The sequence below is a fragment of the Streptacidiphilus jeojiense genome (genome assembly GCF_000719095.1).
Classification (GTDB): Bacteria; Actinomycetota; Actinomycetes; order Streptomycetales; family Streptomycetaceae; genus Streptacidiphilus; species Streptacidiphilus jeojiensis.
On sequence record NZ_JOEH01000035.1, the window covers coordinates 38,833 to 60,378 of the forward strand.

Below are 21,546 nucleotides of genomic sequence, written 5' to 3' on the forward strand. Positions count from 1 at the left end.
CTGCGTTCCCGCCAGACGTGCGTTCCCCGACCCCCGCCCGCACCTGGAGCGACCATGAGCACCCTCAGCCCGCCGCCCACACCCACCCACTCCGAGGACACCCACGACCTGGCCGGCTTCGGCTACCGCCAGGAGTTGGAGCGTTCGCTCGGCTCCTTCTCCAGCTTCGCCGCCGGCTTCAGCTACATCTCGATCATGACCGGCGTCTTCCAGCTCTTCGGCTTCGGCTTCGCCAGCGGCGGCCCCGCCGTCTTCTGGACCTGGCCGCTGGTCTTCGTCGGCCAACTGGCGGTCGCCCTCTGCTTCGCGGAGATGGCCGGGCAGTTCCCGCTGGCGGGCTCGGTCTACCAGTGGTCCAAGCAGATCGCCGGCCCCGGCACCTCCTGGATGGCCGGATGGATCATGTCCATCGGGGCGATCGTCACCGCAGCCGCCGTCGCGGTGGCCTACCAGATCATCCTTCCCCAGGTGTCGCTGGCCTTCCAGATCGTCGGCGGCTCCGCGGACGCCGGGCTCACCAGCACTCCCAACGGGGCCAGGAACGCCATCCTGCTGGCGCTCGGCCTGGTCGTCTTCACCACCATCGTCAACATCATCGGCGTGCGGCTGATGGCCAAGCTCAACAACCTCGGTGTGGCCGTGGAGCTCATCGGCGTCACCCTGCTGATCATCATGCTCGCCGTCCACATCAAGCGCGGCCCGCAGGTGGTGCTGCACACCGCCGGCACCGGCGCCGGCCACTCCTGGGGCTACCTCGGCGCCTTCCTGGTCGCCTCACTGATGAGCGCCTACGTCTTCTACGGCTTCGACACCGCGGGCGCCCTGGCCGAGGAGACCAAGCAGCCCCGGCTGCACGCCCCCCGCGCCATCCTGCGCGCGCTGACCGCCGCCTTCATCGCCGGCGGCCTGCTGATGCTGGTCGGCATGATGGCCGTCGGCAACATCAACGCCAAGGAGATCGGCACCCTGGGCATGCCCTACCTGATCAAGAGCACCCTGGGCACCGGCCTCGGCGACGCCTTCCTGGTCTGTTCCGCCATCGCCATCACCGTCTGCTGCCTGGCCGTGCAGACCGCGGCCATCCGGCTGATCTTCTCCATGGCCAGGGACGGACGGCTGCCCTGGTCCGCCGCCATCTCCCGGGTCTCCCCGCGCTCCAAGACGCCGATGGTGCCGGCCCTGCTCACCGGGGTGCTCACCATCGCCCTGCTGCTGGTCAACATCGGCAACCAGCGGGTGTTCTACATCCTGACCTCGGTCGCGATCATCCTCTTCTACATCCCCTACCTGATGGTGACCGCGCCCATGCTGCTGCGCCGCCTGCGCGGCGAGTGGCCCCGCGAGAACCACGGCCCGCACTTCAACCTGGGCCGCTGGGGCCTGCCGGTGAACATCTTCGCGGTGCTGTACGGCGCGGCCATGACCGTCAACCTCGCCTGGCCCCGGGCCGCCGTCTACGGCAACGACCACTGGTACTTCCAGTGGGGCGCCGTCGTCTTCACCGCCGTCATCACCGCCGTCGGGCTGGGCCTCTACCTGCTGCGCCGCAACGCGTCACAGCCGCAACCGCCGGCCCAGCCCGAGGACCCGGCCCAGCCCCAGGATCAGAGCTTCTCCACCGGGGCGTAGCGCAGCAGCAGCTGCTTGGTCCCCTCCGCACCGAAGTCGATCGTCGCCTTGGCATCGTCCGCCGGTCCGCCCACGGCCACGACGGTGCCAAGGCCGAAGCGGTCGTGCGTCACCCGGTCGCCGACGGCCAGTGACACCGCCGCCCGCTCCTTGATCCGCCCCGCACTCCGGCCCCAACCCGCGGGCGCCGAGGACTTCCTGCCACCGCCGCCGTTGGCCCCGCCGCTGCCCCCGAAGGAGCCGCGGGCGGACGGTACCGCGGCCGCGGAGGACCGCTTCTCGTCCACCAGCGCCGGCGGGATCTCCTCCAGGAAGCGCGACGCCGGGTTGTACGAGGGCTGCCCCCAGGCGCTGCGCAGCACCGCCCGGGACAGGTACAGCCGTTCCCGCGCCCTGGTCAGCCCCACATAGGCCAGTCGGCGCTCCTCCTCCAGCTCCTTCGCCTGGCCGAAGGTCCGCATGTGCGGGAAGATCCCGTCCTCCATCCCGGTCAGGAACACCACCGGGAACTCCAGCCCCTTGGCCGTGTGCAGCGTCATCAGCGTGATGACGCCCTTGCTCTCACCGTCGTCGTCATCCGGGATCTGATCGCTGTCCGCCACCAGCGCCACCCGCTCCAGGAACGCGGCGAGACCGGTCGCGACCGGCTCCGCCTCGGGGTCCGCGGGCTCCGCCGCGGCCTCCTCCTGCTCGAACTCCAGGGCCACGGCCGCGAGTTCCTGCAGGTTCTCGACCCGGGTCTCGTCCTGGGGATCGGTCGACGCCTGGAGCTCGGCGAGGTAGCCGGTCTCCTCCAGGATGGCTTCCAGCACCGCCGCCGGTCCTGCACCCGACTCTACGACCCCGCGCAGCTTCGCCAGCAGATCGTTGAACTTCTTCACCGCATTGAGCGAGCGCGAAGCCATTCCGTACGCCTCGTCGGCGCGCAGCAGCGCCTGGGCGAAGGAGATCCGCTCGCGCGACGCCAGCGCCTCGATCATCGCCTCGGCCCGGTCGCCGATCCCGCGCTTGGGGACGTTGAGGATCCGCCGCAGCGGCACGGTGTCCTCGGGGTTGGCCAGCACCCGCAGGTAGGCCAGCACGTCCCGGACCTCCCGGCGCTCGTAGAAGCGCACCCCGCCGACCACCTTGTAGGGCAGCCCGACCCGGATGAACACCTCCTCGAACACCCGGGACTGGGCGTTGGTGCGGTAGAACACCGCGACGTCGCCCGGACGGGCCGCGCCCGAGTCGGTCAGCCGGTCCACCTCGTCGGCGACGAACTGCGCCTCGCCGTGCTCGTCGTCGGCGACGTAGGCGGTGATCAGCTCGCCGTCGGCGCCGGCCGTCCACAGGTTCTTGGCGCGGCGGTTGGTGTTGCGCTCGATCACCGCGTTGGCGGCGCTGAGGATGGTCTGGGTGGAGCGGTAGTTCTGCTCCAGCAGGATGGTGGTGGCGCTCGGGTAGTCCTCCTCGAAGTCGAGGATGTTGCGGATGGTCGCGCCGCGGAAGGCGTAGATCGACTGGTCCGCGTCACCGACCACGCACAGCTCGGCCGGCGGCACCGTGGCCAGCCCGGCCGCCGCCGGATTGACGAACTCGCCGTCCACCGTCTTCTTCGGCGCGGACCCGGCCGCACCCCCGGACAGCTCCCTGACCAGCATGTACTGGGCGTGGTTGGTGTCCTGGTACTCGTCCACCAGGATGTGCCGGAAGCGGCGCCGGTAGTACTCGGCGACGTCCGGGAACGCCTGCAGCAGGTGCACCGTGGTCATGATGATGTCGTCGAAGTCGAGGGCGTTGGCCTCGCGCAGCCGCGCCTGGTAGAGCCGGTAGGCCTCGGCGAGCTTGCGCTCCATCGGGTTGGCGGCCTGCCCGGCGTAGGTCTCCTCGTCGACCAGCTCGTTCTTGAGGTTGGAGACCTTGGCGGTGAAGGACTTCGGCGGGAACTGCTTGGGGTCCAGGTCCAGGTCCCGGCAGACCAGCGCCATCAGCCGCTGCGAGTCGGCGGAGTCGTAGATCGAGAAGCTGGAGGTGAAGCCCAGCTTCTTGCTCTCCCGGCGCAGGATCCGGACGCAGGCGCTGTGGAAGGTGGACACCCACATGACCTTGGCCCGCGGCCCGACCAGCGCCTCCACCCGCTCGCGCATCTCGCCGGCGGCCTTGTTGGTGAAGGTGATCGCCAGGATCTCGCCCGGCTGCACCCCGCGCGCCCCCAGCAGGTAGGCGATCCGGTGGGTCAGCACCCGGGTCTTGCCGGAACCCGCGCCGGCCACGATGAGCAGCGGCGAGCCGGCGTGCACCACGGCCTCGCGCTGCTGCGGGTTCATCCCGTCCAGCAGCGCGGCCGGGTCCGCGACCGGGCGCGGGGCGCCGTCGCGGTAGTACCCCTCGCGCTGCGGCGGGGGCGCGTCGAAGCTGCCCGCGAACAGGTCGGCGGGCAGTTCCTCCTCGTAGGGGAGGTCGTCGTCGGCATGGCCGGCATGGTCGGCCGGCGGCTCCGCGGCGGAACCCTGCAGACCGGGCAGGGGAATGTCATCAAAGAGGCTGCTCATCGTCAACGAGTCTAGGCGTCCGCACCGACACTCCTGGCCGCTATCCGCGGACCGCTGCCGCCGAGCACGGTCAGATGATCCGATTGATCAGTGTTTCGCTCAACTACGGGCGGATCCGCTGCCCAATCAGCCAGGACTTCATCAATCGGAACGATCAGTTCCGCAGAACTTCGACCAGCCTCGAACTCCGCCCCTCGCCGCCGGTCCCCGCCGGACTAGCGTCCCGGCCCATGGCGTCGCACCGAAAACCGAGACCGAACCCGCTGGCCGCCGTCACCACCCGGGCCACCACCCGCACCGCGGTCACCCTGGCCACGGCCGCCGCCGCGTCAGTCACCGTGTTCGCCCACCCCGGGCACGCCGATCCCAGACCCACCGCCGAGGGCGTGAAGTCGCAGGTCGACCAGCTCTACCAGCAGGCCGAGGCGGCGACCCAGGACTACGACGGCGCGGTCGCCAGGACCGCGGCGCTCCAGCAGCAGACCGCCGAGCTGCAGGACCGGGCGGCCCGTACCCAGGCGGCGATGACCACGCTGCAGACCCGGCTCGGGGCGGTCGCCGCCGCGCAGTACCGGGGCGGCGGGGTCGACCCGCTGATCCAGCTGCTCACCAGCGCCCACCCGGACGACTTCCTGCAGCAGGCCGGCTCGCTCAGCCGGCTCAACGCCTCCGAGCAGCAGCTGCTCACCCAGTACGGGACCCAGCGCCGCACCCTGGACCAGGAGCAGGCCGCCGCCACCGCCCAACTGGCCCGGCTCCAGGCCGCCCAGCAGCGCATCTCCGCCGCGCGGGCCCAGGTCCAGGCGAAGCTGGCCGCCGCCCGTCAGCTGCTCGGCACCCTCACCGCCGCGCAGCAGGCCGCCGCCGAGCAGGCCCCCGGGGCCGCCGAGGCACCTCCCGCCCCGGTCTCCGGCCGCGCCGCGACCGCGGTCGCCTTCGCCCGGGCCCAGCTCGGCAAGCCCTACGTCTGGGGTGCGGCCGGGCCGGACGCCTTCGACTGCTCGGGGCTCATCCAGGCCGCCTGGGCCGCCGCCGGGGTCTCGCTGCCACGGACCACCTACGAGCAGATCAACGCCGGGCAGCGGATCTCCGTCAGCCAGCTCCAACCCGGCGACCTGGTCTTCTACTACTCCGGCATCAGCCATGTCGGCATCTACGTCGGCAACCACCAGATCATCCACGCTCCGCACCCCGGCGCGTCGGTGGAGTACGCGCCGGTGGACGAGATGCCGATCAGCGGTGCGGTCCGCCCCGGGTAGGGGCAGGGCGGGGTTGTCGGGTGCGGCTCGTGCATGGCTTGTCGCGCAGTTCCCCGCGCCCCTATGGGGCTGCAACTGAACCGACGTGGGCAAGTTGCACTAGACCAGCCGTCGCGCCGTCGCCCAGCGGGTCAGTTCGTGACGGTTGCTCAACTGCAGCTTGCGCAGCACCGCGGAGACATGGCTCTCCACCGTCTTCACCGAGATGAACAGCTGCTTGGCGATCTCCTTGTAGGCGTACCCGCGGGCGATCAGCCGCAGCACCTCGCGCTCGCGCTGGGTCAGCCGGTCAAGGTCCTCGTCGACCGGCGGGGTGTCGGTGGCGGCGAAGGCGTCCAGGACGAAGCCGGCCAGCCGCGGCGAGAAGACCGCGTCGCCGTCGGCGACCCGGAAGATCGCGTCGACCAGGTCGGTGCCGGTGATGGTCTTGGTGACGTAGCCGCGGGCGCCGCCCCGGATCACGCCGATGACGTCCTCGGCCGCGTCGGAGACCGACAGCGCCAGGAACCGCACCGCCTCCGCGCCCTCGGGCGAGGTCGCCGGCGCGGTGCCGCCAGGCATCAGCGGGGCACAGCGCCGCAGCACCTCCACCCCGCCGCCGCCGGGCAGGTGGACGTCGAGCAGCACCACGTCCGGCCGGGTGGCGGTGACCACCGCGACGGCCTGCTCCACATCGGCGGCCTCGCCGACGACGTCCACGCCGGTGCGCTCGGTCTGCCCGATCTCGGCACGCACGCCGGTGCGGAACATCCGGTGGTCGTCCACCAGCACCACCCGCGCCCGGCGACCGCCCTCGGCCCCGGCGCCCTCGGTCCCGGCGGTCCCGGTCCCGGCAGCCATCTCGTCCCCGCCCGTCGTCATTGCTCGCTCGCCCTCTCCATCTCAAGTTCGACCTCGGTACCGCCGGCGGGAGCCGGACGTACCCGCGCGTGCCCGCCGTTGCGCTGCATCCGACCGATGATCGATCCGCGCACGCCCATCCTGTCCTCCGGCACGGAGTCCAGGTCGAAGCCGGGGCCGCGGTCGCGGACGAACACCCAGACGGTGTTCCCCTCGACCTCGGCGTACATCGAGACCGGCTCGCCGCCACCGTACTTGGCCGCGTTGACCAGCGCCTCCCTGGCGGCCTGCAACTGCACCACCAGTTTCTCGTCCATCGGGCAGTCGCCGACCACGATCACCTCCACCGGCACCCCGTGCAGGTCCTCCACCTCGGCGGCGACCTTGCGGGCGCACTCGGCCAGGGTGTCCGCGGCCGCCTCGGCCTCGTCGGCGTCGCTCGGCCGCCGGTAGAGCCACTGCCGCAGGTCCCGCTCCTGGGCGCGGGCCAGCCGGGTCACCTCCTTGGGGTCCTCGGCGTTGCGCATGATCAGGGTGAGCGTGTGCAGCACCGAGTCGTGCAGATGGGCGGCCACCTCGGCGCGTTCCTGCGCCCTGATCCGCTCCCCGCGCTCGGTGCCCAGGTCCTGCCACATCCGCAGCAGGTACGGGCCGCCCAGCAGCAGCGCCCCGGCCAGCACCGCCAGCACGGCCTGGGCGACCTTGGCGAAGTCGGCCAGCGTCCCGGAGACGAACAGGAAGCCGACCACACCGGCCGCGACCAGCAGCACCCCGGCCAGGGTCCGCAGCACCGTGGAGCCGCGCTTGCTCTCGCCCAGCGAGAACCAGCGCGCCCAGCGCGCGTCGTCGGCCTGCCGCCAGACCACGGCGACCCCCAGGCCGGCCAGCAGTATCGGCCAGACGTAGGGCGAAGTCGCCTGCTTGGTCACGGTGTTGAGGAACACCAGCAGTCCGGCGACGACGGCGATCAGCGCCAGCAGCGGGCCGCGGTGCTCCTCGTCCTCCGCGGAGCCCGGCCCGGTGGCCGGACGGGTCGAGCCGGCGCCGGGGGCGCTCTGCCCGTCCACGGTCGGCTCGCCCTGGATGGTCTGCTGCAGCAGCTGGCGGACCCGGCGCAGCCCGCGCTGCTGCTTCTCCAGCGAGTACGGGCCGATGTTGCCGACCTGCCAGGTCGTCGCGGGAGCCGCACCGGCGCGCAGCCCCATCGGCACCGCGAACCAGAAGGCCGCGTACAGCAGCGCCCCCAGCCCGTTGCCCAGCAGCAGCACCACGAAGGCGACCCGCACCCAGAACCGGCCGACACCCAGGTGCGCCGCGAGCCCGTTGGCCACCCCGCCGAGCATCCGCCCGTCCGGGATCCGGTACAGCTTGCGCACCGGCGCGGGTCCCGGCGCAGGCTCCGGCGCGGGAGCGGGTCCGGGCGCAGGCGCGGACGCCGCTGCCTGCGCGGGATCGGGGTCGAAGTCGGTGGCTGCCACACCACGATCGTCACACGTCCGGAGCGCTGCGGGTATCTACCGAGGGGGTATCTCAGGGTCCGGTCAGGGAGATGCCTGATGGGCTCCGGGCTCCCGGGGCAGCAGGATGGAGGCATGAAGGACGAGACGCCTCCGCCACCGGCACCACCCCAGGCCGGCCCGCAGCCGGCCCGCGCCGCACGGCCCCCGCTGGAACGCAGCCGCGACCGCCGCGTGGTGGCCGGGGTCTGCGGCGGCCTGGGCCGGCACCTGGACATCGACCCGGTGGTGTTCCGGGTGGTGATCGCCGTGCTCTGCCTCTCCGGCGGCGTCGGACTGTTCATCTACGGCCTGGCCTGGCTGATCGTCCCGGTCGAGCGGACCAGGCGGAACGAGCTGCAGCGGCTGCTGTCCGGACGGGTGGACGGCCAGTCGCTCGGCGCGGTGCTGGTGACCGTGCTGGGCACCGGCATCTTCTTCTCCTACATGGGCAGCACCGGCCACATCTTCCCGCTGACCCTGATCGCCCTGCTGGCCTTCGCCGCGCTGCGCTACGACCCGGCCAAGCACCCGCGCCGCTGGGAGCAGCCGGTCATCGGCGCGGCCGACGAGGCCGAGTCGGCCGGCGGCGGTGTGGAGGGCTCGGTCTTCGGCCTGAAGTTCCGCACCAGCCCGCCGTCGGCGCCCCCGGAGCAGCCCACCGTGCCGGTCCCGCCGTCGGCCCCGGCCTGGTGGCAGAGGGCCGACCCGATGGAGAAGCGCCCCGCCGGCGACCCGCCGCCGCAGGACGGCGCGCCCACCGTCGGCCTGCTCAAGGAACCCGAGGACGCCGCTCCGCGCGACGCGGACCCGACCGAGCCGCTGCCTCCGTACACCCCGCCGCAGCCCCCGCCGGCGCCCCGGGCGCCCGCGCCGGTCCCCGCCCGCCGGCGGACCCGCCAGCGGTCCTTCCTCGGCTCGGCCTTCTTCTTCCTGGCCCTCATCACCGGCAGCGCGGTGTGGTGGGTCGCCGCCAAGGACAACCGCCCGGTCAACGTGCTGGCGGTACTGGCCGCCGCGCTGCTGGTGCTGGGCCTGGGCCTGGTGGTCTGCTCCTTCTGGGGGCGGGGCCGCAGCCTGGCGGTGTGGGCCACGCTGCTCACCCTCGCGGTCACCGCCGTCGGCGCGGGGCCGGTCCACCTGCGCACCGCCTACCAGCACATGACCTGGACCCCGGTCACGGCCGGCACGGTGCAGCCCAGCTATCAGCTGGACGGCGGCGACGCCACGCTGGACCTCAGCGCCGCCGCACCGGCCGCCGGGCAGACCGTGAGCACCAGGGTCCATCTCGACTTCGGCAAGCTCACCGTGATCGTGCCGCCGGGCACCGAGCTCAGGATCGACGCCCACGTCGGCATCGGCAGCATCCGGCTCCCCGACGACAGCAGCGCCGGAGGCGTCTCGACCAGCCGCACCGCGGACATCGCCCCCGAGGCCGCGGCCAAGCACGGAACCGTCAGCCTCGACCTGAACGTCGGCGTCGGAGACCTGGAGGTCACCCAGTGAAGCGCCATCAGCTCGACCTGTTCTCGCTGATCGCGGGGCTGGCCTTCGTCGCCATCGCCGTGCTCTACCTGCTGGACGCCGCCGGGCAGTTGAGCGTCAACGGCCGCCTGGTGATCCCGCTGCTGCTGGTCGCGCTCGGGGTGGCCGGACTGGCCGGGGCCATCTACCGGATAGCGCGGGGCCAGCGCGAGAACCTGCCGGAGGAGCCCGCGGGGACCCCTGCGGCCGGCTCACCCTCCGGGGAGCACCCGTACCGCTACGACGACCTCTCCACCGACCTGGACTCGCTCGGGCTGCTGGACGAGGACCCCGAACGCAGGCTGTGAGCCCCGGCCGCATGGCGCCGCCGGGACGCCAGCCACCCGTCCAGCGACAGGTACGGCGTCCCGGCCAGCACCAGCGGCACCCAGGCCATCAGGTAGATCAGGTCGTTGCCCAGGTAGTAGGGGTGCACCTGCCAGCTCACGGTCAGCCAGAAGCTCAGGTTCAGCAGCACCCCGCCGAACGCCGCGATCCGCCCCAGCAGCCCGAAGAGAGCCCCGAGGCCCACCGCGAGCTCGCCTATCGCAATGGCCAGGGCGAAGCCGGTGGGCGCCTTCAGGGCGAGGTCAAGCAGCGGACCGATCGGGCTGCCGGCCTTGACGCCCGTGGTCATCGAGGCGAAGGAGGTCGGATCGCTCAGCCCGGCCAGGTAGTGCGAGTCGGTGAGCTTGTCCAGCCCCGCATAGATGAAGGTCACCCCCAGGAAGAGCCGGAGCGGCAGCAGCGCGTACCGGGTCGCCTTCTCTGACAGATCCATGCTGGTCTCCACCTCTCGAACTGACCGTTCGTACATCTGTCCCCTACGCACGGGTGCAACGCAAGGTTCAGTTCGCGGGTGCAGCATGTGCCGGGCTTGTCGCGCAGTTCCCCGCGCCCCTGCCATGTGCAACTGAGCCAGTTGCAGCCCCCCAGGGGCGCGGGGAACTGCGCGACCAGCCAACTACGGCCCGCAGCAGAGAGCGGAACAGAAACCCCCTACTCGAACGCCCCGACCAACGCATCCCCGTGCCCGGCGACCAGCGGCTGGTAGTTGATCCACGCCACCAGGTCGTTGCCCAGCTGATCCCTGGTGCGCACAGCGTTCTCGTGGTCCACCAGCACCGGCTTGCCCGCCGCCCTGGCCATCAGCTGCACCTGGCAGGACCGCTCCATGGTGATGAACCACCACGCGGCCGCGTCCACCGAGTCGCCCACCGTCAGCAGCCCGTGGTTCCGCAGGATCACCGCCTTGTGGCCGGCCAGGGCGACGGCTATCCGGCGGCCCTCCTCCTGGTCCAGCACCACCCCGGTGTAGTCGTCGAACAGCGCATGGCTCTCGTAGAAGGCGCAGACGTCCTGGGTGATCGGCTCCAGCAGCTCGCCCAGCGCGGACAGCGTCTTGCCGTAGAGGGAGTGGCTGTGCGCGGCCGCCACCACGTCCGGACGGGCCGCGTGCACCTGCGAGTGGATCGCGAAGGCCGCGGCGTTGACGTGGTGGCGGCCCTGGACGACCTGGCCGTCGTGGTTCACCAGGATCAGATCGCCGACCGTGATCCGCTTGAAGGACATCCCGAACGGATTCACCCAGAAGTGGTCGGTCCACTCGGGGTCCCTGGCGGTGATGTGCCCGGCCACGCCCTCCTCGAAGCCGAACCTGCCGAACAGCCGCAGCGCCACCACCAGCCGCTCCTTGCGGTGCTGCCGCTCCTCCTCCACGGTCGCGAACTTCTGCGGCAGCGCGAACTGCAACTGGTCCATGGGCACGGGCCCCGGCGGCGGGTTGGTCACGGCGGCTCTCCTCATGGTGGTGTCCTGAGCCTGGAAGCTACCCCTGAGTACCAGCAATGACCAGAGCCGACCACGGCCGGAAACGCGACGTCGCCGCCGCCCGCTGAGCGGACGACGGCGACGGCAGGGCCCTGCGGGAGCAGCCGAAGGCGGCTACTCCCACTCGATGGTGCCCGGCGGCTTGCTGGTGACGTCCAGCACGACCCGGTTCACGTCGGCGACCTCGTTGGTGATCCGGGTGGAGATCTTCGCCAGCACCTCGTAGGGCACCCGGGACCAGTCGGCGGTCATGGCGTCCTCGGAGGAGACCGGGCGCAGCACGATCGGGTGGCCGTAGGTGCGGCCGTCGCCCTGGACGCCGACCGAGCGGACGTCCGCGAGCAGCACCACCGGGCACTGCCAGATCGAGCGGTCCAGCCCGGCCGCGGTCAGCTCGGCGCGGGCGATGGCGTCGGCCTCGCGGAGCAGGTCGAGCCGCTCCTTGGTGACCTCGCCGACGATGCGGATGCCCAGCCCCGGACCGGGGAACGGCTGCCGCTGGACGATCTCGTCGGGCAGGCCGAGCTCGGCGCCGACCATCCGGACCTCGTCCTTGAACAGCTTGCGCAGCGGTTCGACCAGCTGGAACTGCAGGTCCTCGGGGAGGCCGCCGACATTGTGGTGCGACTTGATGTTGGCGGTGCCGGTGCCGCCGCCGGACTCCACCACGTCCGGGTAGAGGGTGCCCTGGACCAGGAACTCCACCGACTCGCCGGAGGCGCCGGCCTCGGCCACGATCTCGCTCGCGGCCTGCTCGAATACCCGGATGAACTCCCGGCCGATGATCTTGCGCTTCTGCTCCGGGTCGGACACCCCGGCCAGCGCGGTCAGGAAGCGCTCCTCGGCGTCGACGACCTTCAGCTGCACGCCGGTGGCGGCCACGAAGTCCTTCTCGACCTGCTCGGACTCGCCCTTGCGCATCAGCCCGTGGTCGACGTAGACGCAGGTCAGCTGGGCGCCGATGGCCTTCTGCACCAGCGCGGCGGCGACCGCGGAGTCCACGCCGCCGGAGAGGCCGCAGATGGCGCGCTTGTCGCCGACCTGGGCCCGGATCAGCGCGACCTGCTCCTCCACCACATTGGTGGTGGTCCAGGACGGGGCGATGCCGGCGCCGCGGTAGAGGAAGTGCTCCAGGATCTGCTGGCCGTGCGTGGAGTGCAGCACCTCTGGGTGGTACTGGACGCCGTAGAGCTTGCGGGCGTCGTCCTCGAAGGCGGCGACCGGGACCACCCCGGTGGAGGCGGTGACGGTGAACCCGGGAGGGGCGGCGGAGCAGGCGTCGCCGTGCGACATCCACACCGACTGCTCGGCCGGGGTGCCCTCGAACAGGGTCGATCCGGGGCGGGAGACGGTCAGCTCGGTCCGGCCGTACTCGCGGGCGCCGCTGTTGTCGACGGTGCCGCCGAGCGCCACCGCCATCAGCTGGAAGCCGTAGCACATGCCGAAGACCGGGACCCCGGCCTCGAAGATCGCCCGCTCCAGCACCGGGGCACCCTCGGCGTACACCGAGGACGGCCCGCCGGAGAGGATGATCGCCGCCGGCTTCTTCGCCAGCATCTCGGCGACCGGCATGGTCGAGGGGACGATCTCGCTGTAGACCCGGGCCTCGCGCACCCGGCGCGCGATGAGCTGGGCGTACTGGGCGCCGAAGTCGACGACGAGCACGGTGTCTGTCGTCTGGTGGTCGGGGGTCGCGATTGCCACAGGGCGGCCTTCCGGCGGTGCGATGGGGGGAGCCCCATCCTACCGTCGCCCGCGCGATCAGCCGAAACGCCCGTTGACGTAGTCCGCCGTGCGCGGGTCCGCCGGGTCTCCGAACACCTGCTCGGTGTCGCCCGCCTCGACGATCCGCCCCGGGGTGTCGTGGGTCGCCAGGAAGAAGGCGCAGGACTGCGACACCCGCTGGGCCTGCTGCATGTTGTGGGTGACGATCACGATGGTGAGCCGTCCGCGCAGCTCCGCGATGGTCTCCTCGACCCGGCGGGTGGAGGTGGGGTCCAGCGCCGAGCAGGGCTCGTCCATCAGCAGCACGTCCGGGGAGACCGCCAGCGAGCGGGCGATGCAGAGCCGCTGCTGCTGGCCGCCGGAGAGCGAGCCGCCGGGGGTGCGCAGCCGGTTGCGGACCTCGTTCCACAGCCCGGCCCGCTCCAGGCTGGACTGCACCAGGTGGTCGCGGTGGTCCCGGCTCACCTTGATCCCGGCCAGCTTCAGCCCGCTGGCGACGTTGTCGTACAGCGACATGCCGGGGAAGGGGTTGGGCCGCTGGAAGACCATCCCGATCCGGCGCCGGACGTCGGCCGGGCGCCGGCCCGGGGCGTAGACGTCCTCCCCGTCCAGCAGCACCTCGCCGGCCAGGCCCGCGGTGCGGACCATCTCGTGCATCCGGTTGAGGATGCGCAGATAGGTGGACTTGCCGCAGCCGGACGGGCCGATCAGCGCGGTGACCTGTCCCGGCTGCATGGTGAGCGAGACCCGGTCCAGCACCTTGTGGGTGCCGAACCAGGCCGAGACGCCCCGGCTCTCCAGCCCGTACAGCGGGGTTCCCCCGGACGGGCGCTCGACGCCGGGCAGGACGATGGTGTCGGTCGCGTCGGCGGCGTCGATCGCGGCCATGGGGACGGTCGGGTCCGCAGCTGCGGTGTCGCTCATCGCGTCTCTCCGTGTCAGTAGAGGTTGGGAAGCAGCGCTGCCGCGTTCTCGTAGACGCTCCAGAGCAGCGCCAGCACCACCGGGGCCCCGGCCAGGTAGGCGGCCTGCCGGTGCCAGAGCCTGGAGCCGAGGGTGACCAGCAGCACCGCGCCCAGCAGCGCCAGCGACCACAGCTGCAGCGGCGCCAGCCCGTAGTCGTCGGAGGCCAGCGCCTTGTCCTGGGCGACGACGGCCGGACGGCCGCCCGGGTTGGGCGCCGCGGTTCCGTCGAGCCGGGCGCCGACGGTCGTGGTACCGGTGGGGATCCAGCTGGAGTTCCCGGTGACCAGGACCAGCCGGGAGGCCGCGGTGTCGGTGATCGGGTGGCTGCCGTCGCCGAAGGCGTCGACGGTGTAGCTGAACCGGCCCTGCCCGGTGGTGGCGTAGATCTTGTCGCCGGTGCGGAGCGAGGTGATGGCGCCGAACGGGGCACCGAAGGTGACGGTGCGTCCGTAGAGCACGCTGACGCCCTGCTGGCCCGGGAGCGCGGTGTCCCTGCGGTGTCCGGGGCCGCGCATCAGGTCCCGCCCGGTGGTGCCCTCGACCACCACGGTCGAGTGCAGCCCGATGGCCGGGATGTCGATCACGGCGACCGGCGCGCCGTCGGGGGCGCTGCCGGTCGGCGCGACGGCGTTGCCGAGGTCGAGCGCGAAGGACTTGTAGGAGGTGGACTGGAAGTGCTGCTCCTGCAGGCCCGCGAAGGCGAGCAGGAAGACCGCGAATCCGACCAGCAGGAAGCCCAGCAGGCTGACCGCGGTGGCGGTCCGCAGCAGCCGGCGGCGCCCCGGTGTCGCCGGGGGCCGGCGGGGACGCACCGGCGCCGGGTCGGCCGCGGTGGCCGGGACCGCGGGGGGTTCCGGCGGCGCCGGAGGGGCAGTGACCGCGGGGCGGTCCAGCGGTGGGGCGCTCATGAGCCGGCCCCCTCGCCGCCGTTGCCCCCGTTGTTACCGCCGCCACCGCCGCCGCCACCGCTCCCGCCGCCGGGGTGGGGCCCGGCGCCGGTGCCGAGGGCGAGGAGGCGCCGTCGCCGGGCCAGGTAGCCGCCGACAGCGGGGGGAACGCTGACGACGGCGAGCAGTTCGACCGCGGTGAGCGAGCTCAGCAGGGCGTCGTCGTGCCGTCCGGCCAGCGAGACGATGGTGGCCGGAGCCCCGTTCCCGGCGTCCCCTCCGCCGGTCCCGGTGCCCGAGGCCGGGACCACCTGGCCGGTGTCCGGATCGATCTTGCCGCCGGTGGACCCCGCGGATCCGGAGGTCGAACCGCTGGCGCCGCCGGTGCTGCCGCCGGCCGCCCCGCCGCTCCCCGAGGTACCGGCCCCGCTGCCGCCGGTTCCGCTGCCGCCCGTTCCGCCGGACGTGCCGGACGAGCCGCTGCCGCCGCTCCCCGAGCCGGAACCGCCGGAGGAGCCGGAACCGCCGCCGCTGCCGCTGCCGCTGCTGGGCTGCCCGTTGGCCTGCACGGTGCAGGTCAGCGGCTCGCCCGCCTTGTCGCAGGGGCTCGGCTGCGGGGCCTTGATCAGCACGGTCAGCTGTCCGGCCGAGTTGAAGGTCGGATTGGGGCAGTTGCTGAGCGTGTTGGGATTGACCCCGCTGGCGTTCCCGGGGATGTGCGCGACCTGCAGCAGGCCACCCTTCACCAGCCCGCGCGGGATCGGCGAGTACCCCAACTGGTCGGCCTCGCCCTGCCCGGCGCAGAGGATGTAGCCGATGTAGCGGCTGAGCGCCGACCCCTTGGCCGTGTTGAACCGCGGCGGCACCCCGCGCGACTCTCCGGACCTCGGCACGATCAGGTAGCTGTAGCTGGAGATCGGGTAGGAGCGCCGGTCGCTGTTGGTGTAGACCCCGTCCAGGTTCTGCTGCAGGTAGTTGGGGTCGTTGGGCGAGGTGTTGTCGTCCACGCCGCGGATCTTGGCGGCGGTCAGCGCCACGGCCACGTTGGAGGCGGTCGGCAGGGTGTAGTAACCGGCCGGGTTGAGCACCTTGACGACGGGCCAGTTGGCGCGCTTGGCGTAGGCGTACTCGTCGTACCCGATGGTGCCCTCACCGGTGGGCGACTGGATGTAGTTGGCCACCACGTCGGACCCGTTCTGCGCGACCATGCGGCCCGAGGGCGGGAAGAACTCGGTGTAGTCGCCGCAGGTCGCATGGACCTGGGCCCGGCAGTAGGCGTCCCACTGGGACTTGTAGGTGTGCTCCATGTACCGGGTGAACTGGGCGGTCGCGCCCGACCCGTCGGAGCGGACCACCGGGGTGATCGGGGTGTGCGGCAGCGCGCTGCCGTAGTCGTGGACGATGGCCGGGTCGTCCCAGTAGGTGATCGCCCCGGTGAAGATCTTCACGATGGTGGCGGGCGACAGCCGCATGTTGCGGACCAGCTTGCCGCCGACGGTGAGGTGGTACATGAAGGCGGTGCCGCCGGCCGTGACCGGGACGTAGGAGAAGTCGTAGACCGGGTTCTCCGCGCCGTTGAAGGTCTGCCCGCCGTTGGTCGGCATGCCGGCGTCGGCGTGGGTGCGGAACGGCACGTCCGAGGCGGTGAAGTCGTCCTGGCCCAGGCTCCACTGCTGGCGCCCGGCGGCCGAGCCCACCGGCGAGAAGTTGATGTTGATCCCCAGCGGACCCACGTCCTGCCGCCACTGGTCCAGCGCGGGCCCCGCCCAGCTGGAGCCGTCGCCGTTGAGCGAGGTCGCCGCGCCGGCGGTGCCGCTCTGCACCAGCACCAGGGCCACCGCGCAGAGCAGGACGGCCGACAGGCGCAGTCGGCGCAGCAGGCGACCGGCCCCGGGGGGTGTCGCTGACATGGGTGTTCCTCCAGGATCGGTTCGACTCATGACGCGGCCATCTCCCGCTGCAGCCGCCGCCGCTGACGGCGACTCAGGTCACCGGGGCGGCGGCCGCCGATCAGCCGGGCGGTGACGAAGAGCACCAGCACCATCGCCATCAGGGTCAGCGCGGCGGCGAAACCGCGCGCCACCATGTCCGGCGCGGGGTACCTGACGTAGTTCCAGATGTAGAGCGGCAGGCTGACCTGGTGGTCCGAGAACGGGTCGGCGTTCATCCCCGAGGTGAAGCCTGAGGTCAGTAGTACCGGCGAGGTCTCGCCCACACCGCGGGCCATCCCCAGCACCACCGCGGTGACCAGACCGGGCCGCGCCGTCGGCAGCACCACGTTCAGCACCGTCCGCCACTGGCTGCCGCCGAGCGCGTACGAGGCCTCCCGCAGGGTGCCCGGCACCAGCCTGATCACCACCTCGGCGGCCCTGGTCACGATCGGCATCATCATCACCGTCAGCGCCAGCGAGGCGGCGAAGCCGCACTTCTGCACCCCCAGCGAGAGGATGACCACGCCGAGGATGAACAGCCCGGCCACGATCGAGGGCAGTGCGGTCATCGCCTCGACCACGGTCCGGACCGGTCGGGCCAACCTGCCGCCGACCTCGGACATGAAGACCGCCGCCGCGATGCCCAGCGGCACGGCGAACAGGGTCGCCAGGCCGAGCTGCTCCAGCGAGCCGACCACCGCGTTGAGCGCCCCGCCCGAGGTGATCGGCGAGAGCGTCGCCGTGGTCTCCATCGACTGGGTGAAGAAGTTGCTGTGCGAGGCCGCGTGCGAGCCCCGGATCGCCACATAGACGATCTGATCGACGATCAGCGCCACCACCAGGACCCCGGAGCTGCCGACCACGGTCTGCACCAGGCGCTCGCGGACCGTGCGCGCGTCCCACTGCAGCCGGCCCAGGCCCCAGGTCATGGCGAGGAACAGCAGGTACCAGACGACCAGGAAGCCGAAGGCGCCGCTGAGCGGCAGCACCCGTTCGTAGAGCACCCAGTCCAGCGCGAGGGAGCCCGCGGCGGCGCCGAGCAGCGTCAGCACGCTCTCCCTGGTGACGCCGCCCAGGCGCACCCGCCGTTCCGCCGGCGCGGTGGGCACGGCCTGCGCCGTACGCTCGATGACACTCACTGCATCCCAGCCCCTCGTGAGTCGTTTCGGTCCACCGCTGCCTCAGTCCGCCGTCGCGGCACCGGAGCGGGACCGCCCGATCACCACCGAGGCGACCATGTTGACCAGCAGGGTGAGCAGGAAGAGCACCAGGCCTGCGGCCATCAGCGCGGACAGCGACAGCGCGTCCGACTCGCCGAAGCGCAGCGCGATCAGGGCCGAGATGGAGTTGGCGCCGTTCTCCAGGATGTGACCGGTCACCAGGAACTTCGGCGAGATGATCAGGGCGACGGCGATGGTCTCCCCCATCGCCCGGCCGAAGCCGAGCATCACCGCCCCGATCACCCCGCCCCGGCCGAACGGCAGCACCACCTTCCGCACCATCCCCCAGCGGGTGCTGCCCAGCGCGTAGGCGCCCTCCCGCTCGCCCTGCGGGGCCTGGGAGAAGACCTCGCGGCTGAGCGAGGCGATGATCGGGATGATCATCAGCGAGACGACCGTGCCGGCGATGAACGGTGACGAGGTGTAGGAGGTGTCGATGTCGCCGGTGCGCACCTTCAGGAACGGCAGCACGCCGCCCAGGTGCATGGTCAGCCAGCGGACGAAGCCGACGATCCTGGGCTGGAGGAAGAACAGCCCCCACAGGCCGTAGACGATGCTGGGGATCGCCGCCATCAGGTCCACCAGTGACACCAGCGCGGACCTGATCCGCACCGGCGCGTACTCCGAGATGAAGACCGCGGCGGTCAGCGCCACCGGCACCGCGATGGCCAGCGCCACCAGCGCGATGATGATCCCGTCCGGGAGCACCGCGGCGATCCCGAAGACATGCGCCTGGGTGAGCCAGTTCTGCTCGGTGAAGAACGACCAGCCGCTCGACCTCAGCGCCTGCAGACCCCGGTAGAGCAGGAAGAAGGCGATCAGGCCCATGATCGCGAAGACCGAGAGCCCGGCGGCGCGCAGCAACCCGCGGAAGATGCGGTCCCCGGCCGACACCGGCGCGGTGATCCGCCGCGGCCGGTCCTCGCCCGCGTCGAAACCCGCGTCAGAGCTCGCGTCGAGGCCCGTGCCCTGGCCGTCGTCCGCCGTCACGAAGTCGGCCATCACCCGCGCCTTCCCATCCGCCGGACCCCGCGCCGCGCCGCGGCCGCGGTCCTGCCCCAACCCTGTCGCAGCCCCGCGCCGGCCCCGGTACCGCCCAGCAGCAGCACCGCCGGACCGCCGATGAGCAGCGCCGCTCCCGCGATCAGCAGCGCCGGCAGCAGCAGCCGCTGCGCTCCGGCCCGGTCCGGATCGGCCTGCCCGGCCGCGACGTTCTGCACCGCGAGCGGGGTCGCCGAGGAGCCGGCCCGGTTCGGTGACTGTCCGCCCGACGCGCCTCCGGTGCTGCCGGCCGACGTCCCGCCGGTGCCGCCGGACGTGGTACCCCCTGCCGTGCCGCCGGACGCGGCACCGCCGCTGCCGCCGCCCGTTCCGCCGGACGTCGAGGTCGTCGAACCGCCCGAGGTGCCCTGGGAGGTCGCACCGGTCGTCGAACCGCCTTCGTGGGCGACCCCCTGGTTGCCCGGCAGCGTCCCGTCCTGCGCCAGCACGTGCTCCGCGGCCGACGCGGCCTGCTCCTGCTGCTGGGACGTCAGATCGAGGAACCCGGGCGCCAGTTCACCGGGGTCGAACCCGTAGACCTGTCCCGAGTCGGAGGCGGTGACCTGCGTCAGGAAGCGGGAGATGCTGCCGGCCTTGGCGTCGCTCAGGCCCCGGGTCGGGACCATGGCGTAGGACACCTGGGTGAGCGGGTAGGCCGCCGCGTCCGAGGCGAAGGCGGTACCGGGGGTCCCGTAGGGAAGCACCTGGGTCCCGGTCCTGGCGTCCAGCGGCATGTCGTCCACCGCCGCCTGCATGCTGTGCAGGTCCGGGCCGACGAACGCGCCGGACGGGTTCTGCAGTTGGGCGGTCGGCAGCGAGAACGCCTGCGCGGTGGCGGCGTCCGTGATCGCGAACACCGACCTGATGCCCGGCGCCTCGGGGGCGCACTTGGAGGTCAGCGCCACCGAGCCGGTGTCGTCGTGGATGCAGCTCGGCTGGGCCTGGATGACGTTGCGGTCCACCTGGGTCAGCCCGCCCAGCAGCGGGATCCAGTCCTCCTGCTTGCGGTGGATCGTCCCGTTGGCGCCCTGGTAGGTGCCGGTCGAGTCCTGCGGAACCAGCGAGTCGACCGGGTAGCCGGAGAAGGTCTTCGGCAGGTAGTAGCTGTCGACGTGCATGCCCCACGGGTCCGGCGCGCCCTGCAGGAAGGCCCGGGCGTCGGGGTCGGCGTGGATCCAGGTGGTCAGCTGGCGCACCAGGTCGGTGGTCCCGCCGGTCACGATCGGGTACTGGCTGTAGTCGCAGGACGGCCAGACCGGGCCGTTCACCGGATCGACCGGATTCAGCTGCAGGAACTCCGGGTCCTGGAAGATGCAGGCCGGGTTGCCCGCGACCGAGGCGAAGCCCGGCAGCGAGCCGTTTCCGGCTCCGTCCGAGTACGACTGGGTCAGCAGCTTCGCCAGCAGCCGGGCGTTCAGCCGCATCCGGGTGATCTGCTGCCCCTGCACCGGCACGCTCTGACCGGAGATCCCGCCGTTGTCCACCACGAAGGCCACGCTGATCGCCGTCGTCGCCAGCGGCGCGTAGACGTAGGGGCGCGTCGCCGCCCCGGTGTCCGGATAGGCGGTGAGCGCGACATCGGCCCCGGTGCCGGCCAGGAAGGCGGCCCGGGCCTGCGGTTCGCCGCCGCCGAAGGTGTACTGCAGGCTCATCGGAGCGGTGCCCTGGCACAGCCCGGACCGCCAGAGCTGCATCGCCCGGTCGGAGATCTCCAGCCCCTGGGCGGTGAACGACGCCGTCGCGGCCTTGCAGTCGCTCGGCGTCGGCGCGAAGCTCAGCGGGACCACGGTCCGTTCGGACCAGGCGCAGGTCTCGCCGTCCCAGTTGCCGGTGACCAGGTCCTGGATCTGCAGCCCGCCGTCGGCGCCCTCCCCGAGCAGCGGGTCCGCGCTGTGGTCGGTGCACCCGCCCGGAGTGCCGAGGAGTTGCGCGGCGCTGAGGCTGTCCCCGCCGTAGTTGGGCTCGACCACGATGGAGCAGGCGTGCGAGACGTCGCAACCCAGGGACTGGCTCTGCTCCGCCGTCCAGACCTCGATGTCGGCCGAGCCGGTGCCGTCCGGCCGGGTGGCCATCAACCGCATGTTGGAGGGGAACTCCGGGGTGGTGGTCCCGGACGCCGGTTCCGGCTGCTGGAAGCCGAGTTTGGGATCCGCGTTGTAGAGGGTGCTTCCGTAGCAGTCGGTGATCTTCGGATTGGCGCCCCGGCACTCGTACACCCGCACCGGGTAGAAGGTGGTCAGGCTGCCCGGCGTCACATTGGGCGTCCAGGCCGACGTCCCGGCGCCGCTGCCGGTCGTGGTGGGGGTGAACCCGGTCCAGGAGACGTGCAGCACCTGGTCGGTGAGCTCCGTGGTCTGACTCACCGTCACCGAACCCTTGGGCCCGTAGCTGCCCGTCGTCGGGTCTCCCGGGTTGGGCTGCCAGACCGGCGGACCGTCCACTGTCACCGCGGAGGCCGCCTGGGCCTGCGTGAGCGTATGGGCGCTCTGCGGCAGCGTCCCCAGCCCGCCGAGCAGGAGCAGCGCCGTCAGGACGACCGCGGCGCCCCTGCGGAACCCCCTCCGCGCCGAGGAGATCCGCCTCGCTCGCACCGTCATCACAACCCGTTCCCCTCAGCGCATTTCCGGCCCGGCCACACGGCGGCCCCAACCATTCGGCCTGTCC

The 21,546-nt window shown here is 72.1% G+C and carries 16 protein-coding genes; 4 read left to right on the forward strand and 12 right to left on the reverse strand.

Features of this window, described 5'->3' with window-relative positions:
* The first annotated feature begins 54 nt into the window (after nt 1-54).
* Nucleotides 55-1,629, forward strand: coding sequence for an amino acid permease (locus IF29_RS0135570; protein WP_084715411.1), 1,575 nt, complete (start codon nt 55-57; stop codon nt 1,627-1,629).
* Here the strand turns inward: IF29_RS0135570 and pcrA are convergent.
* On the reverse strand, nt 1,605-4,163 hold the full coding sequence (gene pcrA / locus IF29_RS0135575) for a DNA helicase PcrA (RefSeq protein WP_030264397.1): 2,559 nt from the start codon (nt 4,161-4,163) through the stop codon (nt 1,605-1,607). The genes IF29_RS0135570 and pcrA overlap by 25 nt on opposite strands.
* A 230-nt stretch (nt 4,164-4,393) precedes the next feature.
* On the opposite strand from pcrA, the gene IF29_RS0135580 reads away from it, so the two are divergent.
* Nucleotides 4,394-5,422 (forward strand): C40 family peptidase, encoded by a 1,029-nt coding sequence (locus tag IF29_RS0135580; protein ID WP_030264399.1) that lies wholly within the window; start codon nt 4,394-4,396, stop codon nt 5,420-5,422.
* Nucleotides 5,423-5,521: 99 nt separating this feature from the next.
* On the opposite strand, the gene IF29_RS0135585 is transcribed toward IF29_RS0135580, so the two are convergent.
* Together IF29_RS0135585 and IF29_RS0135590 are read right to left on the reverse strand one after the other, a co-directional pair.
* Nucleotides 5,522-6,283 (reverse strand): LuxR C-terminal-related transcriptional regulator, encoded by a 762-nt coding sequence (locus IF29_RS0135585; RefSeq protein ID WP_380523436.1) that lies wholly within the window; start codon nt 6,281-6,283, stop codon nt 5,522-5,524.
* Nucleotides 6,280-7,638, reverse strand: coding sequence for an ATP-binding protein (locus tag IF29_RS0135590; protein WP_037597866.1), 1,359 nt, complete (start codon nt 7,636-7,638; stop codon nt 6,280-6,282). The genes IF29_RS0135585 and IF29_RS0135590 overlap by 4 nt, the downstream gene beginning before the upstream one ends.
* A gap of 216 nt (nt 7,639-7,854) precedes the next feature.
* Here IF29_RS0135590 and IF29_RS0135595 point away from each other — a divergent pair, with 216 nt between their 5' ends.
* Together IF29_RS0135595 and IF29_RS0135600 are read left to right on the forward strand one after the other, a co-directional pair.
* Nucleotides 7,855-9,264: a PspC domain-containing protein gene (locus IF29_RS0135595; protein WP_030264405.1), complete on the forward strand. Its 1,410-nt coding sequence runs from the start codon at nt 7,855-7,857 to the stop codon at nt 9,262-9,264.
* Nucleotides 9,261-9,590, forward strand: a complete 330-nt coding sequence (locus IF29_RS0135600; protein ID WP_030264407.1) for a hypothetical protein — start codon at nt 9,261-9,263, stop codon at nt 9,588-9,590. The genes IF29_RS0135595 and IF29_RS0135600 overlap by 4 nt, the downstream gene beginning before the upstream one ends.
* On the opposite strand, the gene IF29_RS0135605 is transcribed toward IF29_RS0135600, so the two are convergent.
* The 9 genes from IF29_RS0135605 to IF29_RS0135645 all read right to left on the reverse strand — a co-directional run bounded on the left by IF29_RS0135605 (nt 9,521) and on the right by IF29_RS0135645 (nt 21,479).
* Nucleotides 9,521-10,063 carry a DoxX family protein gene (locus IF29_RS0135605; RefSeq protein WP_063757687.1) on the reverse strand — a complete coding sequence of 181 codons (543 nt, stop codon included), beginning with the start codon at nt 10,061-10,063 and terminating at the stop codon, nt 9,521-9,523. The two genes, IF29_RS0135600 and IF29_RS0135605, sit on opposite strands and share 70 nt — an antisense overlap.
* Nucleotides 10,064-10,281: 218 nt before the next feature.
* The gene (locus IF29_RS0135610; protein WP_051726471.1) at nt 10,282-11,043 is read right to left on the reverse strand and encodes a class II aldolase/adducin family protein; all 762 of its coding nucleotides are present in this window, start codon (nt 11,041-11,043) and stop codon (nt 10,282-10,284) included.
* A 183-nt stretch (nt 11,044-11,226) separates the two neighbouring features.
* Nucleotides 11,227-12,816 (reverse strand): glutamine-hydrolyzing GMP synthase, encoded by a 1,590-nt coding sequence (guaA, locus tag IF29_RS0135615; RefSeq protein WP_030264413.1) that lies wholly within the window; start codon nt 12,814-12,816, stop codon nt 11,227-11,229.
* A 57-nt stretch (nt 12,817-12,873) separates the two neighbouring features.
* On the reverse strand, nt 12,874-13,761 hold the full coding sequence (locus IF29_RS0135620) for a phosphate ABC transporter ATP-binding protein (protein WP_232242729.1): 888 nt from the start codon (nt 13,759-13,761) through the stop codon (nt 12,874-12,876).
* A 14-nt stretch (nt 13,762-13,775) separates the two neighbouring features.
* Nucleotides 13,776-14,711, reverse strand: coding sequence for a class E sortase (locus IF29_RS0135625; RefSeq protein ID WP_030264416.1), 936 nt, complete (start codon nt 14,709-14,711; stop codon nt 13,776-13,778).
* On the reverse strand, nt 14,708-16,600 hold the full coding sequence (locus IF29_RS0135630; RefSeq protein ID WP_063757688.1) for a substrate-binding domain-containing protein: 1,893 nt from the start codon (nt 16,598-16,600) through the stop codon (nt 14,708-14,710). The genes IF29_RS0135625 and IF29_RS0135630 overlap by 4 nt, the downstream gene beginning before the upstream one ends.
* A gap of 26 nt (nt 16,601-16,626) precedes the next feature.
* Nucleotides 16,627-17,760: a phosphate ABC transporter permease PstA gene (gene pstA / locus IF29_RS0135635; RefSeq protein ID WP_084715414.1), complete on the reverse strand. Its 1,134-nt coding sequence runs from the start codon at nt 17,758-17,760 to the stop codon at nt 16,627-16,629.
* A gap of 42 nt (nt 17,761-17,802) precedes the next feature.
* Nucleotides 17,803-18,843, reverse strand: a complete 1,041-nt coding sequence (pstC, locus tag IF29_RS0135640; protein ID WP_084715417.1) for a phosphate ABC transporter permease subunit PstC — start codon at nt 18,841-18,843, stop codon at nt 17,803-17,805.
* A complete protein-coding gene (locus IF29_RS0135645; protein WP_030264426.1) occupies nt 18,843-21,479 on the reverse strand; it encodes a hypothetical protein in 2,637 nt (878 codons plus the stop codon). Before IF29_RS0135645 ends, pstC begins: the two co-directional genes overlap by 1 nt.
* Nucleotides 21,480-21,546 lie beyond the last annotated feature (67 nt).

Bases quoted from the DNA above. Each gene is read 5' to 3' on its own strand.
- IF29_RS0135570 (WP_084715411.1), top strand. From the start codon at position 55: ATGAGCACCCTCAGCCCGCCGCCCACACCCACCCACTCCGAGGACACC.
- pcrA (WP_030264397.1), bottom strand. From the start codon at position 4,163: ATGAGCAGCCTCTTTGATGACATTCCCCTGCCCGGTCTGCAGGGTTCC.
- IF29_RS0135580 (WP_030264399.1), top strand. From the start codon at position 4,394: ATGGCGTCGCACCGAAAACCGAGACCGAACCCGCTGGCCGCCGTCACC.
- IF29_RS0135585 (WP_380523436.1), bottom strand. From the start codon at position 6,283: ATGACGACGGGCGGGGACGAGATGGCTGCCGGGACCGGGACCGCCGGG.
- IF29_RS0135595 (WP_030264405.1), top strand. From the start codon at position 7,855: ATGAAGGACGAGACGCCTCCGCCACCGGCACCACCCCAGGCCGGCCCG.
- IF29_RS0135605 (WP_063757687.1), bottom strand. From the start codon at position 10,063: ATGGATCTGTCAGAGAAGGCGACCCGGTACGCGCTGCTGCCGCTCCGG.
- IF29_RS0135610 (WP_051726471.1), bottom strand. From the start codon at position 11,043: ATGGACCAGTTGCAGTTCGCGCTGCCGCAGAAGTTCGCGACCGTGGAG.
- IF29_RS0135620 (WP_232242729.1), bottom strand. From the start codon at position 13,761: ATGAGCGACACCGCAGCTGCGGACCCGACCGTCCCCATGGCCGCGATC.
- IF29_RS0135625 (WP_030264416.1), bottom strand. From the start codon at position 14,711: ATGAGCGCCCCACCGCTGGACCGCCCCGCGGTCACTGCCCCTCCGGCG.
- IF29_RS0135630 (WP_063757688.1), bottom strand. From the start codon at position 16,600: ATGTCAGCGACACCCCCCGGGGCCGGTCGCCTGCTGCGCCGACTGCGC.
- pstC (WP_084715417.1), bottom strand. From the start codon at position 18,843: ATGGCCGACTTCGTGACGGCGGACGACGGCCAGGGCACGGGCCTCGAC.
- IF29_RS0135645 (WP_030264426.1), bottom strand. From the start codon at position 21,479: ATGACGGTGCGAGCGAGGCGGATCTCCTCGGCGCGGAGGGGGTTCCGC.